This window comes from Aquimarina pacifica (assembly GCF_000520955.1).
Classification (GTDB): Bacteria; Bacteroidota; Bacteroidia; order Flavobacteriales; family Flavobacteriaceae; genus Aquimarina; species Aquimarina pacifica.
On sequence record NZ_JACC01000054.1, the window covers coordinates 17,596 to 35,641 of the forward strand.

An 18,046-nucleotide genomic window follows, 5' to 3' on the forward strand; every position below is an offset into this window, starting at 1 on the left:
TAGTAAGAAGAATAATTTTGTAGCTCACTAAAACTATGTTTATTGAAAACAAAATTGTATTTCTTATCGGGGTTTGTAGTACTCTATGTTATCAGTAAATACATTTACAAGATGTTTAGACCAGACCTGCTTCTAGAGATGCAAAGAGGAATAGTAAATGAAAATGTAATTACCGAAGAGCTCATGCTCATTGATGGCATCTTACTTAAGTTTCCTGTTTTAATGATAGGACTTTCCTCATTTCTATCCTTTACCGCCAAAAACTGGCCCAATATTGATGTAGCCAATCCTATCCGTTATTCCACTTTTTATCAATCCAATGAAAAATTGGGATGGCATCTTGTTCATATATACAACAATCACAGAATGATCATTAATCATAGTTTTTGCTTGAGTAAAGAAGTTTCTGTCACTAATAAATCAAAACAGAGATATGGTAGATTTAAAAAATAAAGTTGCTCTTGTCACGGGTGCAACTAGTGGGATTGGATTAGCCTCAGCAACATCTTTGGCTCAAATGGGAGCGGAGTTGTATTTGGTAGGCCGAAATGCTCAAAAAGCAGAAAAAGTTATACAGAATATAAAATTAGAAACAGGAAATAAAAATATTCATCTGTTATTAGGAGACCTATCCTCACTAACAGAGGTAGATATAATTGCCCAAACTTTTTTGAGCTATAACAAACCTTTGCATATCCTTTTAAATAATGCCGGGGTCTACAACACAAAGAGAAAAATCACCGTAGATGGGTATGAAGAAATGTTTACTGTTAATCATCTTTCACATTTTTTACTAACCAATTTACTACTTGAACGCTTAAAATCTAGTGATTCTGCTCGAATTGTAAATGTAGCATCAGGAGCACATATGCTTATTAAGAGAATGAATTTTGAAGATTTGAATTTTGATAGCGGCTTTAAATCTTTAAAAGTATACAGTCATTCAAAACTAGCAAATATTCTTTTTACCTATGAATTAGCGAAGAAACTCGAGAAAAGTAATGTAACGGTTAATTCTGTTGATCCAGGAGAAGTAGGAACCAGTTTAGGTTCTCAAAATGGTTTGTTTGGTAAAATAATTTTGCCCCTTATGAAACTGTTTCTACAATCACCAGCAAAAGGAGCAAAAACCTCTATTTATATGTGTACATCTAAAGAAGTTGAGGGTGTATCAGGAAGAAATTTCAGGAATTGTAAGGAAAAAAAACCTAAACCATGGGCAACTAACGAAGAAACAGCTAAAAAGCTTTGGGACATTAGTGAAAGATTGGTTCAAACTAAAATAAAAAGGTCTGACAAGAATGTATGAAAAACATAGACATTTATGCTAAACAGAAAGTCTTCTGAATATTAACAAAGTTACCAACTCTAAAATTTAGCATTTACGAAAAATGATAAAAGCAAAATATTCATATTCGGATGAGTACCAATCCGAAACCTAGCACTTATCAACTTCCCTACGTTTCTTATACTAATCGTCATGTATTATCATGAAATGTCGCATCTAAGAAAACAATTAATGTTCTAAAAAAAGGTGCTCAATATGTGATTTACACTCCTACTTCTGACAAAACAGAATCTAATATACCCGACGATTTAAAAGAGTTTTATGCACTAACGAAGAAAAAACCTAATTTAAGAATACCTATTCTATGATTAACTTGAAAAAAATAAATAATTCTTAACCTAAATAGAATATCATAATCAAATTAATCATATCCGTAGAAAACACCTCCCCCTACTTCAACAAAAAAACGATGCACCCTTGCAAATCGATTTCTTATCATAAAAACGCTAATTAATACAGGCTTTAATGCTTAATCCAAAAGCTACTATAATTTTAAAAAGCCCTCAAAATCTTTCTATTTAGCTTGACAAAGAAAAAGACAAAATAAAAGTTTTGACTAAGTACTTAACCCATAATTAAATGTATTTTTAATCCCATACTAATCATAGCCAAACCACAATAGACAAAGAAAAAATGAGTAATCTACTACTAAAATCAAATCTAATGCCTCCCAATTTATGGTGTGAGGTATTGCATAAATCTATACCCTCTACATTAAAATCTAATGGATTAGAATTAGACAATAGTATAGGCTCCGGAGAAATAGAATATTTGCAAATTCAAGATGGGTTATGGTGTAATTTGATAGACGTAGAACTGCTCAAACCACTTGAACTAATAAGAGAACCTAAAGCAATCAATGATTATTTTATCCTAAATTTTCATCTTTCGAAATCAACAATAAAACAAACGGGAGATGGAAAACAATTTAACCTCGGGATTGGTAACATCAATATCTTACTTGCTTCCTCTGCTACCTCAGCAAGAATTCAGATACCACCTAATGCACCAATCAAAATTTTTAATATAGGATTTACCAAAACCTGGTTAGAAGACAATATAATGAGTTCAGCAAGTAATCCTATTAAAGAATTGTTTCCTGAGAATATTCCAATTTTTCTTTCCGAGTTTTTGGATTTCAGATTAAAAAAATTGTTTACGGGTACAAATAACTCTACTGAAAATAAATTGTTATTAACCTCTAAGGTTTTTCAACTTTTAGAATATTTTTTTTCGAGACTACAAAATCGAACAAAAGGAGATACAAAAATTGAAGGTGTACATTCAGACGACTTGGCCAAATTAATTCTCACCAAAGAAAATATTGAAAACAATGTTGAAAATATTGTATCCGTTGAAAACTTGGCAAAACTTGCGGGCATGAGTCTTTCTAAGTACAAAAGGCTTTTCAAACAAGTTTTTGGCACTACACCATATAGATATTACCTCGAAGTAAAATTGAACTTGGCGATGGAACTATTACTAACAAAGAAGCATTCTTGTTCTGAAGTTGGCCACATCATAGGGTATAGCAATCTCAGTCAATTTTCAAAAGCTTTTAAGAAACAATTCAACATTTTGCCTAAAGACGTAAGGTGAAGCATGATGAACTAAATGGGGCATTTTTTAGACTTTTAGGGATGAATTTGGATATGCTGACTACTTAAATTTGCTGTATTATTCAATTCAAAAAAGATAATCATGCAAAAATTACTTTATTTATTCGCACTATCATTAATTCAACTTACGGCATTTGGACAAGAGGGTTTCTATGTCGGGGGTGGGTTCTTATTCCTAAATGCTGCCGAAGAGGTGGTCAGCAGAGACGGTAGTTATAATCTTACTATCTCCCCTTCTTTTACCAGTAGCAAAGCAACGGTTCCTCAAGCATTTCCCAATGTAGGGTTTGGTGGTTATGTGGGATATAAACATATTTTTGGAAGTAACATTGATAAAGTCAGGTTTTGGGCAGGCGTAGAATTTTCCTATAACCACCAGAAGATGGATATTAAAGCCAATACAGATTCTCTAAATTTTCACACCGAAGTAGATTATAACTTTGGGCCATCAATAAGGTTGGGGCTTCAATACAAGAAGCTATCCGCCTATGCGGGTCTCTTTGGTTTTTTATCTCAAAGATGGAACAACACCAATTCTTTAGTCCCTAATGGTGTGCTTTATGATTTGAATGATGCCCGAACAGAGCGAGGCGCCGAACATCCTACATACTCAAAAGGTGTACATACAGGAGTACGAACAATGAGCTTAGGAATAGAATACTTTCTAAAACAAAATCTATCGATAAAAGCAGAATATACAGCATCTAAACACGTAGAATATAGAAATGAAAATTCTGACGGAAATTATTTTGATTCTGGCCTGGGGGTATATCAAACTATGTTCGGTATTACATATTATATTTGGTCTCCCAAAAAGTAAATTAAGAAAACCTAAATAGAAGCTTATCTTTAATCAAGTACAAAAAAATAGCCAAAACAGTGATAAATTCAAGAGGTGCTGCCCATCTCAACTTCCTTTTAATGTGAAATAAAACATACCCGCAGTAAGCTACTATTTTTATAATCAACATTAGATATAATTTCTTAATCTATATGATCAAAGAAGTAAATAAACCAAGAAAGTTACCACACAAGTCTTTCGTAATCAAAGGACTAAATATCGAATTAGATTTCCTTTATGAAGATTATAAACAGGTTAAAAATCTAAAAAAAATGGAGATATTATTGCTAATCACTTCGAATCGCTTGCCAAAAATATTTTTGAATTAGCAATAGAACGATTCTATCTAGAGGGTATTTCACTAGATGACTTTATGGATATGTTAAAAAAGTCTGCATTAGCTGCGGGTAATTATTTCAGATTAATAACGAATAAAGGAAAGGAAACTCAATAAAAGGGATATGAATTAATTACAACGCAATTTCTTTATCAGAAATTCACCAGGGTTAATTACCTTTGAAAAAGGCTAAAACACTCATATATTTTCTGCCAACTTATCATATCCAAAACATTTTGTGTTATATAAAAATGGCATTGAACTGAAAACTAAATCGAAACGAATAATGTTTATTATAAATATCACTTATAAAACAGAATTAGAAAAAGTTGATCAATTTTTAAACGAACACATTGAATTTCTGAATGAACAATATGAATTGGGCCACTTCTTGGCTTCTGGACGAAAAATTCCCAGAACAGGCGGAATAATTTTATCCAATATTGAATCAAAATCTGAAATCGAAAAAATTATTAATAAAGACCCTTTTAAGAAAAATGAGCTTGCAGATTATGAATTGACACAATTTGTACCCAGTAAAACCTGTGAGAAACTAAAATTCTTAATCGAAGAATAGATACCAACACACAACAAAGCCTCTCATAAAAAACACCTAGTTCTAAAAATAATATATCTTTTTTAAGATGTCCATAATGTGGTTTTTGTTCTTGGCAGTGCTTGTCTTATATCCTATTTGAAGATAGTCACCGATGCGAATTCACCAGTATCTATGTAGTATATAATATTTTACATTGTCTCTATGTGATTTAGAGAAAAACAAAGAATAATTCACCTATAAACGTTGATGCCTAAACAAAAAAATACTAAGCACAATACTCAGATTGCACAAAAATAGGGCAATTCGCATTTATAGTCTAAAGTTTCGTAATTTTAATCCCGTACTAACCAAAGTCGATAACGCAAGTAAATATTTGAACAAAACGAATGAAAAAAAACTTTATTTTATTATCAATACTACTATTTTCAATCCTTTGGAGTTGTCAAACAGAAAAAAAAGTCCCCGAAAAACAAGAGTATTTACGTTGGGTTGGAGATATTGAACAAAATGACAAAGTTGATACTTCAGATTTTAAAATATGCAACGGAGATGACAATATTCTTCAATATTTCAATTTGGGAAAAGGCCCGGTTTATAAAGACGAAAAACTAAAAATCTTACACACCTTCAATTCAAAATACAAATCTACAAGAGGCAGTAATGAGAATGGACTAATCAGAATACGATTTATAGTGAACTGTGAAGGAAAAACAGGAAGATTTAGGGTATTACAATCAGACTATAACTACCAAGAAAAGGAATTTGATAAAGAAATTATTACTCAACTTCTTAGCATAACAAAAGAGATTGAACAATGGGAAGTTTTATATAAAAACGAAACTCCTGTTGATTATTATATGTATCTCATTTTCAAAATATCAGACGGACAACTAACAGAAATCTTGCCTTAATGAAATATTTTAGCCTTTTAATTGTACTATTTTCATGTTTAAATTTATTCGCACAACCGAATTGCGAAGCGTACAAATATAACGGAGACACTTTAAAATATAAGGCTTGTGAAAAAGCTATGAAAATTAAAGGTCATTATCAATTCAGTAAAGAATATCAAACAATTTTAGACGAGGCAATTGAGATTGACCCAACATTTGATTATGCTTATTGGGCAAAATCTATTGCTTATCTGAAAAGTGGGGATTTTGTAACCTGGAAAAAACTAATTGATAAAGCCGTTGAATACAATCCAAAAGAACACCTAGGATATAGAGGTTGGTGTCGTTATCAATTTTTTAGAGACTATAAAGGAGCAATTAAAGATATTGAGAAACTGGACAGTTTGGTAGATTATGATATAGGACAATCTCAAAATGGAACATATCATTTGAATATTGCCAAAGGGTTATGTTACAAAGCCATTGGAGAAAAGAAAAAAGCAATAGAAATCATACAGAAACAGATTCAGCTAAACGAAGAGGAGAAGTTCCTTGGCACTTATGATTATTTGCACCTTGGCGTCCTTTATTTTGAAACCGAAAAATTTGAAAAAGCAATTGACCTTTTTCAAAAGCAATCTAAAACGAATGAATTAGCCGAAAATCAATATTATTTATCTCTTGCCTATCGTAAGTTAGATAAAATATCACAATACGAAGCTTCTTTAGTAAAATCAAAAGAACTTTATATTCAAGACAAAAAAATGTCTGATCCTTACTCAAATCCAATGGACAAAATATATTTAGAGAATATTGAAAATGAAATAAAACAGCATACAATAATGAAGTAATTTCTTGTTCTCGTCTACTTCTGCAAATCTTCACAAATTTATATTATTTGCAGTTGCCTAATTAGTCGATAAACCATAATAACCAATCGAAACAGTATCTTTTTAAAACATCTGTACAGCCAGTAACAATCTTCTAGCTCTTTCGTCATAAACAAAAAGAAACTATATATGTTAGAAATAACAAATTTAAGGTTATACTTCTGTGCGCTATGTATTTGCTCATATCTATAGGATTAACCTTGACCATTTGGCCAGAAATAATTACCCCTAACCAGAGGTCAGCTAATCAAGACACCGTGATTCAGTCATTATTAGGTGCCTTCGCATTACTTGCAATACTTGGGGGGTTCAAAATCCCCTAAAAATGCTTCCTGTTTTAATTTTTGAGCTAATTGGGAAATTGATTTGGAACTTAGTAACCAATACGGGTATTTGTTACTTAATCAACAGCGTAGTACTCATTCTTGCCCCTCAATACTCCGGAGATATATTTTTATACTTCTATTTTCTTTAATAGGAGAATTGTCGTTTTCACTTTGGCTATTAATTAAAGGAATAAGAGAGTAAAAACTGTACATTTTAAGGAACTCAATAGCGAACAACAACCTGATATACAACCATTTACAACATAAATCTATTCTTCTCAAAAATATGAACCTGACCTACATGAAGTTCTTATTCGTTTACTTTTAAATGAGTAAATGATGGATAAGAGTGGTTATATTAAAGTACTTTGTTCAACTCATTAAGACGACCTCACATTAATTATTTTTTGTAGTATCCGCCTTTTTTTTGCTCAAAAAGCCTCCCAAAATATTTTTCGCAGTATTTTTCAATGTTTCTTTGGTATCTGTAGCTTCTGTGGTATTAGAATCTCCTTCTTCATTTTTAGACCCTCCTCCCAAGAGGTCGGTTAATACTTTTTGTCCTTGACCAACTAATTCTCCTTTTACCTTTTCTTTTTGCTTAGCTACTATTTGTTGTGTGAGCTGTTTTATAGCATCTCTGGTGTTCAAATTTATTTTTGGGTTCTTAAAATTTCCTGATATTCCCACAGGAACACCAACAGTCATGGCATCTGCCTCTTTTGGGTCTAATTGCGAAATCAAGCTTCCTACCTCGTCACCCAAATATTTTGCAGGAACATCTAAGGTCATAGTATAATTCATATTCTGATCAAAACTATGATCACCTCCTGCAGTGATTTTTATCCCTTGGACATCAAACTCAAATGGCTCTACGTTGATTTTGCCATCATCAAAGCTAAGATTTGTTTTAATATCCTTTAAGTTTAACTGATCAATATCTACAAAATTAAGTTGATTATCGAGCGAAGATAGCATGGGAGTCTTAGTGGTAGAAACCTGAGCATTTAGAATTTCGGCAAGTGCACTTCCTTTTAATGAAGTTAGTACAGGAATAAGACTTTCGTCTAGATTTCCGTTTAACTTCATTTGCGTAGTAATATTACCTGTAAGTGCTTGAGCAATGGGAGCCAAACTCTTTATTAGTTCAAGGTTGGTAAACGATTGTACAATATCTATTTTATCAAGATCTAGAGCCATATCAAAAGTGGGAGTTTCTGATTTTGTAGATACATTACCAGAAAACCCAATGTTTCCATCAAAAATATTTGAAGTTACGTTTTCTAAGTACGCGGTTTCATCCTTTATTTTCACAGTTCCTTTAGTGTTCTTCAGCTCTAAATTATCATAGAAAACAGTCTCTGTATCAAAATTTAATGTTGCATCAAGGAATGAAGGAATTTTCATAGCATCATCATCTGTTGTTGCTACTGTTTTATTTTCACTTTCTCCCTGAGTAGTCTCCTCTGATTCTGATTCGCCTACCATAAAATCATCGACAGCAAAAACAGTAGAGGCTACATCAAATTCTCCTTTGAGATCCTGTTCTGAGAACACAAAACCCATTAGGTTTTGAATGGTTCCTTTGGCCTGAAGATCAGATCTACCGGTTGTTACATCCATATTATCTAACGTTATAGTTTCTGGATTAAAACTTACGTTAGCTGTTTCTATTTTAATTTCATTAGGCAAATCCTCAGATGCATATACGAACTTCGATATACTTGCTATACCAGAACTTTTTACATTCTGATATTGTTCTTTATCAAGAGATTCCATATCAAAATGGGTGGCAATATTTGCGGTAAGAATCCCGTTGAGTTTTTGCTCGAGCTCCATAGGATATGCTTGATTTAAATTAGCTAGGTTAAGTGTCCCATTCATTGTCATATCCACAATCATATTTTTGGTCACATTTAACAAACTTCCTTTTGCCGCAAAAGCATCCTGATCAATCTTAAAAGTCAGATCATTAATTTTCACAAATGTATCATCTAGTAGCCCTGTCTCATTGACAATCTGGGTATTAATATTAATATTTTCTACTGCCTTAGGTAAGTCTGGGTATTTAAAATATGCATTATTAGCCAATATATTAATGTCCATTTTCGGGATGTACTTCTCATCAGACTTCCCCTTTACGGTACCGCTAATAGAAAAATCTCCGTTGGTCTTAACACCACTTAAATCTTTGGTATATACCTCTGGAATCACCGCTAGAAAGTTCTTAAAATCAGAAGTTGGAGTTTTGAAACTAAGATCAACATCTGTATATGCATCTGCCAGCTGTACAAAACCTGTAAACTCTAGAGGTAATCTATTGATCTGAAATGTATTTTCTTTAAAAATATATTTTTGATTTTCGAGATCTAGTTCTATCTCTGCGTCTAACTTTAATTTGTTCTTATTAAGATAATTGGTCCCATCAAACACAAAAGATGCTTCTGTTTCTGTTTGTGTATCAAGAATTATTTTTTCGCCTACTGACCCATCTCCACTATGACTAAAATGGGTCATTTCTAACATCATTTTTGTTACATCATCTCTAAACAGAATTTTACTGTCATTAATCTCATAGTGCTCCAAAGCAAATGTAAATGCTTCTCCTTCTTCAGTATCTTTTTCCTGTACTGCATCAACACTATCATCCTTTTTAGTTACATCCATATTAGAATTACCCAAAGAATCTGTTTTAATTGCAATACTAGCCTCATCTATTATGATTTTTTGTAAACTAATCGGTTCAGAAGGATCTTTGAACAACTCCATAACGGACATATTTAAAGCTATTCTTTTTGCATAAGCCAATGTATCCCCCTCAAAAGGAGCATGATTAGTCATAGAAAACTCATCTATAACAATAGAAGCACGAGGAAAACTTCGGATAAGACTTATATCCAAATTATCCAAATCTACTTTTGCATTTACGTGCTGATTAATTTGATAAAGCACTTTATCCTGAATAGTACCCTTGAACAAAAAAGGAACAGCGATAATAGCTACGATTAACAGCAGTAAAAGGATACCAAAAATTTTAAAAACTTTTTTCATGTGCTTTAATTTTAATACTTCTTCAAGTAGATTTTTTTTAAAAAAATTAGCGTTTTATTCAGTTAAAACTATACTATAAAGTAACGATTTCCAAAAATACATTGTTACATTTTTTACGTTAACTATTTGTTAGACTTTACATCTAGATACTCGACAAAACCCAGAATTTTTGTTAAAATCTCGTCAAACAACCCACTAAACATCTAATTCTAATTCTTCTCCTTGTTTTAATCCAAACCTTTTGCGTATTAGATGTACTCCCAGATACAATATTGGGGTATCTAATGCAGCGACCAAAACTTTAAACAAAAAACCATTAAGAAGTAGCACCGCAAAACGATCCCAGGATATAATATTAGTAGCACATAATAAAAGTAGTACTGTTGCCGTATCTATAAACTGAGAAGAAAATGTAGAGAAATTATTACGAAGCCAAAGGTGTTTTCCTTTTGTTACTTTTTTCCAGAAATGAAAAATCTGAATATCAATATATTGGGCAAAAAGATAAGCCAGCATCGATGCAAATACTGCAATTACTGTAGCCCCAAAAACTTGATCAAAAATCGCATCATTGATAGGAGACCAAGAAGTGGCTGATACCCATGAAGCCATACTCACAATAAGTAATGAAAATAAGGAAGCAAAAATACCAGCTGTAACGATTTGGTTTGCTTTTCTTTTTCCGAATATTTCACTAATAATATCAGTAATCAAAAACGTAATCGGATAAGGTAAAATACCAACAGAAATTTCAAACGTGTAAATTCCGAAAAAATCCCAATGAAAAAATTTTTGAAAAATTAAATTAGAAACTACCAATGAAGAAATAAAAAGGGAACCTAATATAAGATATATATAGTATGCGGCACGTTTGTCTTTAAAATCTAAAGGAGTTTTGTTCAAAATAAAATCTTGATTAGTAATAGTTGGCACAAAAATAAGGCGAAGTGGTTTTGTTTTGCTTAATTTGTTCTTAAAAATATAAAGTTCTTACCAGATCACAAACCAATATACTTTTGAAAACACCTCATCTTATTCATATCTCATTAGGCAGTAACATTAGTAATCGCATAGAATTTCTTCAAAATGCCATTAATGAAGTTTATAAAACCATAGGTGATATCGTCTCTATCTCTAGAGTATACGAGACACCTGCATGGGGTTTTAATAGTGATCCTTTTTATAATGCCTGCATTCTGGTTAGAACATTTCTTACTACTAGCGATGCACTAGATAAACTTTTAGCAATTGAAAACTTGCTTGGACGAAATAGAACAAATACTGACGGTTATCAAGCCCGAACTATTGATTTAGACATTATTTTTTCTTCTGAAGGTATTATTGATACAAAGAAATTACAAGTACCTCATCCCCATATGCAGGATCGTAAGTTTGTTTTAGTCCCATTGGTTGATATTGCAGAAACTGAAATACATCCTGTACTACAACAAACCGTACAGCAATTATTAACAAACACCTCGGATAACTCGACAGTTACTATAGTTTCTAACAAACTAACAAACCCAAAAAACAAGTACCTATTATCAGAATTGCAATACATCACTATTGAGGGTAATATCGGTGCAGGCAAAACAAGTTTAGCTCAATTAATTGCCCAAGAATTCAATGCAAAACTTATTCTTGAGCGCTTTGCCGATAATCCTTTTTTACCTAAATTCTATGAGGATATGGAGCGTTATGCATTTCCTCTAGAAATGTCCTTTCTGGCTGATCGTTATCAACGTCTACAGGATGACATTGCCCAATTTGACCTGTTTACAGATTTTGTCGTAAGTGATTATGACGTTTTTAAATCTTTAATTTTTGCTAATGTCACTCTACAACCCGAAGAATACACCATCTATAAAAGAGTATTTGACCTCATGTATCGCAGCTTGACTAAACCGGGATTGTATGTATATCTTTATCAAAATACAGATCGTCTTCTCAAAAACATTAAAATGAGAGGGCGTGATTATGAGCAAAACATAAGTCCCGAATACCTCGACAAGATCAATACCGGATATTTGCAATTCATAAAAATGCAACAAAAACTCAATGTTAAAGTGATAGATGTATCAGAAAGAGATTTTATAGCTAATCGAGGGGACTATATTTGGATTCTTGATCAAATCATTAGTACCTAAACAAAACCTGTCAAGAACATAATTTAGACTAAGAAAAATTACGACGTTTTGGTCATTTTAGAAAACAAATCCCATAGCACAACCCCAGCACTAACGGCTATATTTAGAGAATGCTTACTCCCATATTGCGGGATCTCTATAACCGAATCACTTTCAGAAACAACTTCTTGCTGTACACCTTTCACCTCATTTCCAAAAACCACAGCATATGTTACATCAGGGCTTTCGGGAACAAATTCATGAAGCATACTTGCATTTTCTGCCTGTTCGATGGCAAGAATTTTTATGTTTTGAGATTTCAGGTTATTAATTAGTGTTAATGTATCCTCGTAATACTCCCAATCCACAGTATCTGTTGCTCCCAGTGCAGTTTTCTGAATATCTTTATGCGGTGGTGTTGCTGTAATACCACATAGATATATTTTCTGTATCAAAAAAGCATCAGAAGTTCTAAAAACCGAACCTATATTATTAAGACTCCTTATATTATCCAAAATAACGATCAAAGGTGTTTTTGCTGCAGCCTTAAATTCTGCCGTCGTTTTACGATCAAGTTCGCTGTTTTTGAGTTTTCTATTTTTTTCCATTGCTGCAAAAGTAGTATTTACACCAAAACCTACAAAGGTTTACTTTACACCATACATGAAAACCTACTTATATGATAAATTAGAAAATCTATGACAGTCTCAAACTAAGAAAACATAAGTATTTATTATATCCTAGCCTCATTGCGAGGTCCTAACACATAAATTGAATTAAAAAAGTGTTCCTTTTTGACCTTCATTTCGAAAAAAAAGAAAAATCCCTGAAAACTGGGTGTTAAAAAAAAGACATTATAATGATCTTGCCTTATAAACACTTTTCGAGGTAAAACCACTTAAATTCACACCTAATTATGGCCAAACAAAACCTAAAAGAATACTTACAAGATCCATTTTTAAACACTTTGTTTCAAGAAATTCGTCAAGCTGGAGCTGTTAAATCTATTTTAGTAGACATTACGCACACCTGCAATATCAGATGTGAGGGATGCTATTTTTTTGCAGAAGATATGGACAAAATGAAAGCTCCAAAAGACGAACATGTTTTTGATGACTTTATTTCTCAAGAAAAAGCAAGAGGAACAAATTTCGTGACTGTTACAGGAGGAGAACCAAGTCTGAAACTTCCTAGGTTAAAAAAATTACATGATAATTTTAACACTACCGTTGTAACAAATGGCTTAAGAAAAATACCTGTAGAAGGTTTTGAAGATCTCCCAATTGGTTTATCTGTTTGGGGTGACCACGAAACAGACACGCGATTAAGAGGAGGAGGTAAAATTGAAGTTTTTAAAAAGGCTTTAAAAAATTATAAAGATGACCCGAGAGTAATGCTTTATTATACCACCACACCTGGCAATGCTCATGAAATTGAAAGTGTTGTTGAGCAAGGCGTTCAAAATGGTCTCCCAATTCTATTTAGCTATTATGGTGATATATCGAATAAAGGGGGTGATATTGATCATAACAGGGGGTTTGGCGAAGTTAGATCCAATATTGATAAAATGATAGAGAAATACCCTCACATGATTATGACTTCTTCTTATCTATCAAAAGTAATCTCAACAGGAATGCTCTATAATGAAAAATGGGGTTATGAAAATTGCTGTAGCGTTTCTGTAGATAATGATAAAAATGCCGAAAAATTAAAAAATGGCAAACCGTTTAACCCTCATTTTAATGCATACAATCCCGACCTTGCTTCTACCAGAAGATGTTGTATCGGAGAAGAAAGAGATTGTGATAATTGCTATGATCTTTGGGCCCATTATTCATGGATAATGCTTAACATGCGAAAACATCTTGGCTCCAAACAAGAATTTACAAACTGGCTTACATCAATGTATTCTTTTTATTTAATTAATAGATTGGTAGATTTCGAAAAAGGGATGACCTATGTAGCCGAAATGAATAAAAGGATAGGAATACTAACTAAAAAAGAATTGGTGTCATAATGATTGATTTTGAAGAAAGTTTTGAGAACATGTTAGACATTGAATCTTTCAGGCTTCCCTTCGGAATTGGTTCTGGAAGAACAATTGTTGGGGATAATTCGAAATTGTCTCTTAAATTTAAAGCAAACATCCTCGAAAAAAAAATTATTGCTAAGGTTACCATTCCTTTTCATGAAAATTTACAAGGTCCTCCTTTACATGCTCATGGAGGCCTTAGCTCCTATTTACTAGATGAAGCCATGGGTACCACCGTTTTTGCAATGGGATCACCCGGAGGAGCCTCTAAGCTTTCTTTTTCGCTTCACAAAATGGTACCTTTTGATAAAGAATTAACAATACAATCTATCATTGTGAATCAAACCGATAACGAGACTCAGGTTAATAGTATGCTTTTAGCAGACAACAAAATACTTGTGAAAGGAACTGGTATTTTTAAAACAATTCCTATTAACAAACTATCATTGTTATTTAAAATTTCTCCTCATGCAAAAGATGAGTTTTTTACATATATTCAGACTTTTATGAATAATAACCCAGATTTTCAATCCAATTACTTTAGTTCAATACTACATAATTTTGATTCGTTATAAAGGACCATAATCCTTTGTGGTAATCACCCTACTAAAATTACCTTTTCAAACATGCATTAAAATGTGAATAAAAATGAATAACTAATAATCACCTATTTCACAAAAATATTAGAGAATAGTTAATTTAGCAGCATTCCTAAAATTGATGAGTTGTATGGCGGCGAAAAAAGACAAAAAGGTTACTCCATTAATGAAGCAATACAATGCAATAAAGGCAAAATATCCTGATGCCATGCTATTGTTTCGAGTTGGTGATTTTTATGAAACCTTTGGAGAGGATGCAATCAAAGCATCAGCTATTCTTAATATTGTATTGACTAAAAGAGGTAATGGCAGTGAGCAGGAAACAGCACTTGCCGGATTCCCTCATCACTCTCTGAACACATATTTACCCAAATTAGTAAAAGCAGGTGAACGTGTCGCGATATGCGATCAATTAGAAGACCCAAAACAAACAAAAACCATAGTTAAACGCGGTGTAACCGAACTTGTAACACCGGGAGTTGCACTTAATGATGAAGTTTTGCAGAGCAAAACGAATAACTTTTTGTGTGCGCTGCATTACGGAAAAAAAGAACTAGGAGTCGCTTTTCTTGATGTGTCTACAGGAGAGTTTTTGACGGCACAAGGAGATGCCGCACATATGGATAAGTTGTTACAAAACTTTAGTCCAAGTGAGGTATTAATAACCAAACCTAAGAAAAAGGAATTTCAGGAAGATTTTGGACATGATTTTCATACGTTCTTTTTAGAGGACTGGATATTCAAGCCTGATTATACTAATGAAACTCTTAACAAACATTTTGGCACTAAAACCTTAAAAGGTTTTGGTGTAGATCATTTGACAGAAGGAATCATCGCTGCTGGTGTAATTTTACACTATTTAGGAGATACACAGCATCACAAACTCCAGCACATCACCACTATACAGCGAATTGCTGAAGATCAATATATATGGATGGATCGTTTTACCATTCGTAATCTTGAACTATACCATGCAAATGCAACAAATGCCGTAACATTATTAGATGTTATTGACAAAACAATTTCTCCTATGGGAGGCCGTACTCTAAAGAGATGGTTGGCATTACCACTCAAAAACATATCGGCAATACAAAAACGTCATGAAGTCGTTCAGTATTTTATAGAAAATGAGAAATTACATCAAAAAATCCAACAACAGATTAAGCAAATTGGAGATATTGAGCGATTGATCTCTAAAATCGCCACAGGAAAAGTGAATCCCCGAGAGGTAATTCAGCTCAAAAATTCTTTAGAAGCTATCGTTCCTATAAAAGCACAAGCATCGGGAAGTGATAATGAAGCTTTACGCATTATAGGAGACACCCTCAATGACTGCGAAATACTTCGTTCTAAAATCAAGGAAACACTAAATGAGGAAGCTCCTGTAAATATTTTAAAAGGAAATTCTATTGCAGAAGGATATACCCCCGAACTTGATGAACTGCGATCTATTGCATTCTCAGGCAAGGATTACCTTGATAAAATGCTAGCCCGAGAAACAGAAGCTACGGGTATTTCTTCCTTAAAAATAGCATCAAACAATGTGTTTGGTTATTACATAGAAGTGCGTAATACACATAAAGATAAAGTCCCCGAAACTTGGATTCGTAAACAAACTTTGGTCAATGCAGAACGCTATATTACTGAAGAACTAAAAGAATACGAAGCCAAAATCCTTGGTGCTGAAGAAAAAATCCTAGTACTTGAACAACAGATATTTTCTGATCTGATTATTTGGATGAATGAATATATAAAACCTGTTCAACTCAATGCTATGTTAATTGGGCAACTAGACTGCCTAAATTCATTTACTCAACTTGCTAAGGAAAATAAATATGTCCGCCCATTTATAGATGAATCTCATGATTTAGAAATAAAAAATGGTCGTCACCCCGTTATCGAAAAACAATTACCACAAGGAGAAGCCTATATTGCTAATGATTTGATCTTAGATCGTGACCAACAACAAATGATTATGATTACTGGTCCTAATATGAGTGGTAAATCTGCCATATTAAGACAAACCGCATTGATCGTTCTGTTGGCACAGATGGGGTCTTTTGTCCCGGCAGAAGAAGCAAAAATAGGAATTATTGACAAAATTTTTACCCGAGTTGGTGCTAGTGACAACATCTCAATGGGAGAGTCTACCTTCATGGTAGAAATGAATGAAACCGCGAGTATTCTTAATAATATATCAGACCGTAGTTTGGTATTACTAGATGAAATAGGGAGAGGAACCAGTACCTATGATGGGATATCCATTGCATGGGCAATCAGTGAATTTTTGCACGAGCACCCATCTAGACCCAAAACATTATTTGCAACACATTATCATGAACTTAATGAAATGTGTGAAACCTTTGGTCGCATAAAAAATTATAATGTATCCGTAAAGGAACTTAAAGACACGGTGCTATTCTTAAGAAAACTTGTCCCGGGAGGCAGCGAACATAGTTTTGGTATTCATGTAGCTAAAATGGCAGGGATGCCACAGCAGGTATTACACAGAGCTAATAAGATGCTAAAGAAACTAGAAAAATCACATAGTAGTGATGAACTTACAGGCAAAATCAAAAGTGTACAAGAAGAAGATGAATTGCAACTTAGTTTTTTTAATCTTGATGATCCATTGTTAGAAGAAATCAAGGATGAAATTGTTAATATCGACATAGATACTCTTACTCCTGTAGAAGCGCTCATGAAACTTAATGAAATCAAACGTATGCTTACTCGTAAAAAAGCATCTCAATTATAATTTTATAATTTTATTTTTTCTGTTTCTCCCTATGAAACATAGAGTTACTATTAATTTTGATTCTTTTTCTAAAAAAACCGACAAAAAGCCTTTGGCATTATTATAATTATATTAAATTTGCATCCGCAATACGAAAGAATTGCAACGTTCTTTAGAAAAATTGCGAAAGTAGCTCAGGGGTAGAGCATCACCTTGCCAAGGTGAGGGTCGCGGGTTCAAATCCCGTCTTTCGCTCTGAGATATATACCAAGCTGAAGTGGTGGAATTGGTAGACACGTTGGACTTAAAATCCAATGTCCATTAGGACGTACGGGTTCAAGTCCCGTCTTCAGTACTTTAATTAACCCTTTGTAAAACAGCGTTTTGCAAAGGGTTTTTTGTTGTTTTACACTACGATTACTTGAACACAAATTACCCTCGGGTTAAACATAGGTTAAACAATTACGCTGTTTTGGTTTAGAAGATATTTCTAAATTTCTAACTAACCTTTCATTCAACCTTCGATTTAACTCCTGATTTCCTTGTCCTGAAATTTGAGAATAATAATTTGTTCCCAGAAAAGAAGTTTTATTAACACTTGTTATCAAATTTTGAGCATCTTGTACATAATTCTTAAAATATTACATCCTTGTAGGGTAATTATGGATCAAGGCCAATTGTTGTGTTT

15 protein-coding genes and 2 tRNA genes are annotated in these 18,046 nt (G+C 33.0%); 14 read left to right on the forward strand and 3 right to left on the reverse strand.

What is annotated here, in order from left to right:
• Positions 1–42 precede the first annotated feature (42 nt).
• The 8 genes from DZ60_RS0120260 to DZ60_RS25335 all read left to right on the forward strand — a co-directional run bounded on the left by DZ60_RS0120260 (position 43) and on the right by DZ60_RS25335 (position 6,810).
• Positions 43–453 (forward strand): DUF6326 family protein, encoded by a 411-nt coding sequence (locus tag DZ60_RS0120260; RefSeq protein WP_161634447.1) that lies wholly within the window; start codon positions 43–45, stop codon positions 451–453.
• Positions 434–1,309, forward strand: a complete 876-nt coding sequence (locus DZ60_RS0120265) for an SDR family oxidoreductase (RefSeq protein ID WP_025743852.1) — start codon at positions 434–436, stop codon at positions 1,307–1,309. The genes DZ60_RS0120260 and DZ60_RS0120265 overlap by 20 nt, the downstream gene beginning before the upstream one ends.
• 672 nt (positions 1,310–1,981) lie before the next feature.
• A complete protein-coding gene (locus tag DZ60_RS0120270; RefSeq protein WP_034230218.1) occupies positions 1,982–2,947 on the forward strand; it encodes a helix-turn-helix domain-containing protein in 966 nt (321 codons plus the stop codon).
• 102 nt (positions 2,948–3,049) lie between these two features.
• On the forward strand, positions 3,050–3,787 hold the full coding sequence (locus tag DZ60_RS0120275; RefSeq protein ID WP_025743854.1) for an outer membrane protein: 738 nt from the start codon (positions 3,050–3,052) through the stop codon (positions 3,785–3,787).
• Between the two features lie 644 nt (positions 3,788–4,431).
• Positions 4,432–4,722 (forward strand): YciI family protein, encoded by a 291-nt coding sequence (locus DZ60_RS0120285; RefSeq protein WP_025743855.1) that lies wholly within the window; start codon positions 4,432–4,434, stop codon positions 4,720–4,722.
• A gap of 368 nt (positions 4,723–5,090) precedes the next feature.
• Positions 5,091–5,615, forward strand: coding sequence for a hypothetical protein (locus DZ60_RS0120290; protein ID WP_025743856.1), 525 nt, complete (start codon positions 5,091–5,093; stop codon positions 5,613–5,615).
• A gap of 119 nt (positions 5,616–5,734) precedes the next feature.
• A complete protein-coding gene (locus DZ60_RS0120295; protein ID WP_241448769.1) occupies positions 5,735–6,448 on the forward strand; it encodes a tetratricopeptide repeat protein in 714 nt (237 codons plus the stop codon).
• Positions 6,449–6,657: 209 nt separating this feature from the next.
• The gene (locus DZ60_RS25335) at positions 6,658–6,810 is read left to right on the forward strand and encodes a hypothetical protein (protein WP_161634448.1); all 153 of its coding nucleotides are present in this window, start codon (positions 6,658–6,660) and stop codon (positions 6,808–6,810) included.
• Positions 6,811–7,209: 399 nt separating this feature from the next.
• Here the strand turns inward: DZ60_RS25335 and DZ60_RS0120300 are convergent, their stop codons facing one another.
• Positions 7,210–9,864: an AsmA-like C-terminal region-containing protein gene (locus tag DZ60_RS0120300; RefSeq protein WP_025743858.1), complete on the reverse strand. Its 2,655-nt coding sequence runs from the start codon at positions 9,862–9,864 to the stop codon at positions 7,210–7,212.
• Positions 9,865–10,059: 195 nt separating this feature from the next.
• Positions 10,060–10,767, reverse strand: a complete 708-nt coding sequence (locus DZ60_RS0120305; protein ID WP_034230219.1) for a queuosine precursor transporter — start codon at positions 10,765–10,767, stop codon at positions 10,060–10,062.
• A 113-nt stretch (positions 10,768–10,880) separates the two neighbouring features.
• Between DZ60_RS0120305 and folK the strand changes: the two genes are divergently transcribed.
• Complete coding sequence (gene folK / locus DZ60_RS0120310; RefSeq protein ID WP_025743860.1) at positions 10,881–12,011, forward strand: 2-amino-4-hydroxy-6-hydroxymethyldihydropteridine diphosphokinase; 1,131 nt, start codon at positions 10,881–10,883, stop codon at positions 12,009–12,011.
• A 38-nt stretch (positions 12,012–12,049) separates the two neighbouring features.
• Here folK and DZ60_RS0120315 read toward each other — a convergent pair whose 3' ends face one another.
• On the reverse strand, positions 12,050–12,598 hold the full coding sequence (locus tag DZ60_RS0120315) for an RNA methyltransferase (protein WP_025743861.1): 549 nt from the start codon (positions 12,596–12,598) through the stop codon (positions 12,050–12,052).
• A gap of 308 nt (positions 12,599–12,906) precedes the next feature.
• Between DZ60_RS0120315 and DZ60_RS0120320 the strand changes: the two genes are divergently transcribed.
• From DZ60_RS0120320 to DZ60_RS0120340, 5 genes are all read left to right on the forward strand, one after another.
• Positions 12,907–14,007: a radical SAM protein gene (locus tag DZ60_RS0120320; protein WP_025743862.1), complete on the forward strand. Its 1,101-nt coding sequence runs from the start codon at positions 12,907–12,909 to the stop codon at positions 14,005–14,007.
• Positions 14,007–14,597 carry a PaaI family thioesterase gene (locus DZ60_RS0120325; RefSeq protein WP_025743863.1) on the forward strand — a complete coding sequence of 197 codons (591 nt, stop codon included), beginning with the start codon at positions 14,007–14,009 and terminating at the stop codon, positions 14,595–14,597. The genes DZ60_RS0120320 and DZ60_RS0120325 overlap by 1 nt, the downstream gene beginning before the upstream one ends.
• 154 nt (positions 14,598–14,751) lie before the next feature.
• Positions 14,752–17,379 (forward strand): DNA mismatch repair protein MutS, encoded by a 2,628-nt coding sequence (gene mutS, locus DZ60_RS0120330; RefSeq protein WP_025743864.1) that lies wholly within the window; start codon positions 14,752–14,754, stop codon positions 17,377–17,379.
• 162 nt (positions 17,380–17,541) lie between these two features.
• A tRNA-Gly gene (locus DZ60_RS0120335) sits at positions 17,542–17,613 on the forward strand.
• Positions 17,614–17,629: 16 nt separating this feature from the next.
• A tRNA-Leu gene (locus DZ60_RS0120340) sits at positions 17,630–17,713 on the forward strand.
• The last annotated feature ends 333 nt before the right edge of the window (positions 17,714–18,046 follow it).

Coding starts and splice junctions, on each gene's coding strand:
- DZ60_RS0120315 (WP_025743861.1), bottom strand. CDS start 12,598: ATGGAAAAAAATAGAAAACTCAAAAACAGCGAACTTGATCGTAAAACG.
- DZ60_RS25335 (WP_161634448.1), top strand. CDS start 6,658: ATGTATTTGCTCATATCTATAGGATTAACCTTGACCATTTGGCCAGAA.
- DZ60_RS0120320 (WP_025743862.1), top strand. CDS start 12,907: ATGGCCAAACAAAACCTAAAAGAATACTTACAAGATCCATTTTTAAAC.
- DZ60_RS0120295 (WP_241448769.1), top strand. CDS start 5,735: ATGAAAATTAAAGGTCATTATCAATTCAGTAAAGAATATCAAACAATT.
- mutS (WP_025743864.1), top strand. CDS start 14,752: ATGGCGGCGAAAAAAGACAAAAAGGTTACTCCATTAATGAAGCAATAC.
- DZ60_RS0120290 (WP_025743856.1), top strand. CDS start 5,091: ATGAAAAAAAACTTTATTTTATTATCAATACTACTATTTTCAATCCTT.
- DZ60_RS0120285 (WP_025743855.1), top strand. CDS start 4,432: ATGTTTATTATAAATATCACTTATAAAACAGAATTAGAAAAAGTTGAT.
- DZ60_RS0120265 (WP_025743852.1), top strand. CDS start 434: ATGGTAGATTTAAAAAATAAAGTTGCTCTTGTCACGGGTGCAACTAGT.
- DZ60_RS0120300 (WP_025743858.1), bottom strand. CDS start 9,864: ATGAAAAAAGTTTTTAAAATTTTTGGTATCCTTTTACTGCTGTTAATC.
- DZ60_RS0120325 (WP_025743863.1), top strand. CDS start 14,007: ATGATTGATTTTGAAGAAAGTTTTGAGAACATGTTAGACATTGAATCT.
- DZ60_RS0120270 (WP_034230218.1), top strand. CDS start 1,982: ATGAGTAATCTACTACTAAAATCAAATCTAATGCCTCCCAATTTATGG.
- DZ60_RS0120275 (WP_025743854.1), top strand. CDS start 3,050: ATGCAAAAATTACTTTATTTATTCGCACTATCATTAATTCAACTTACG.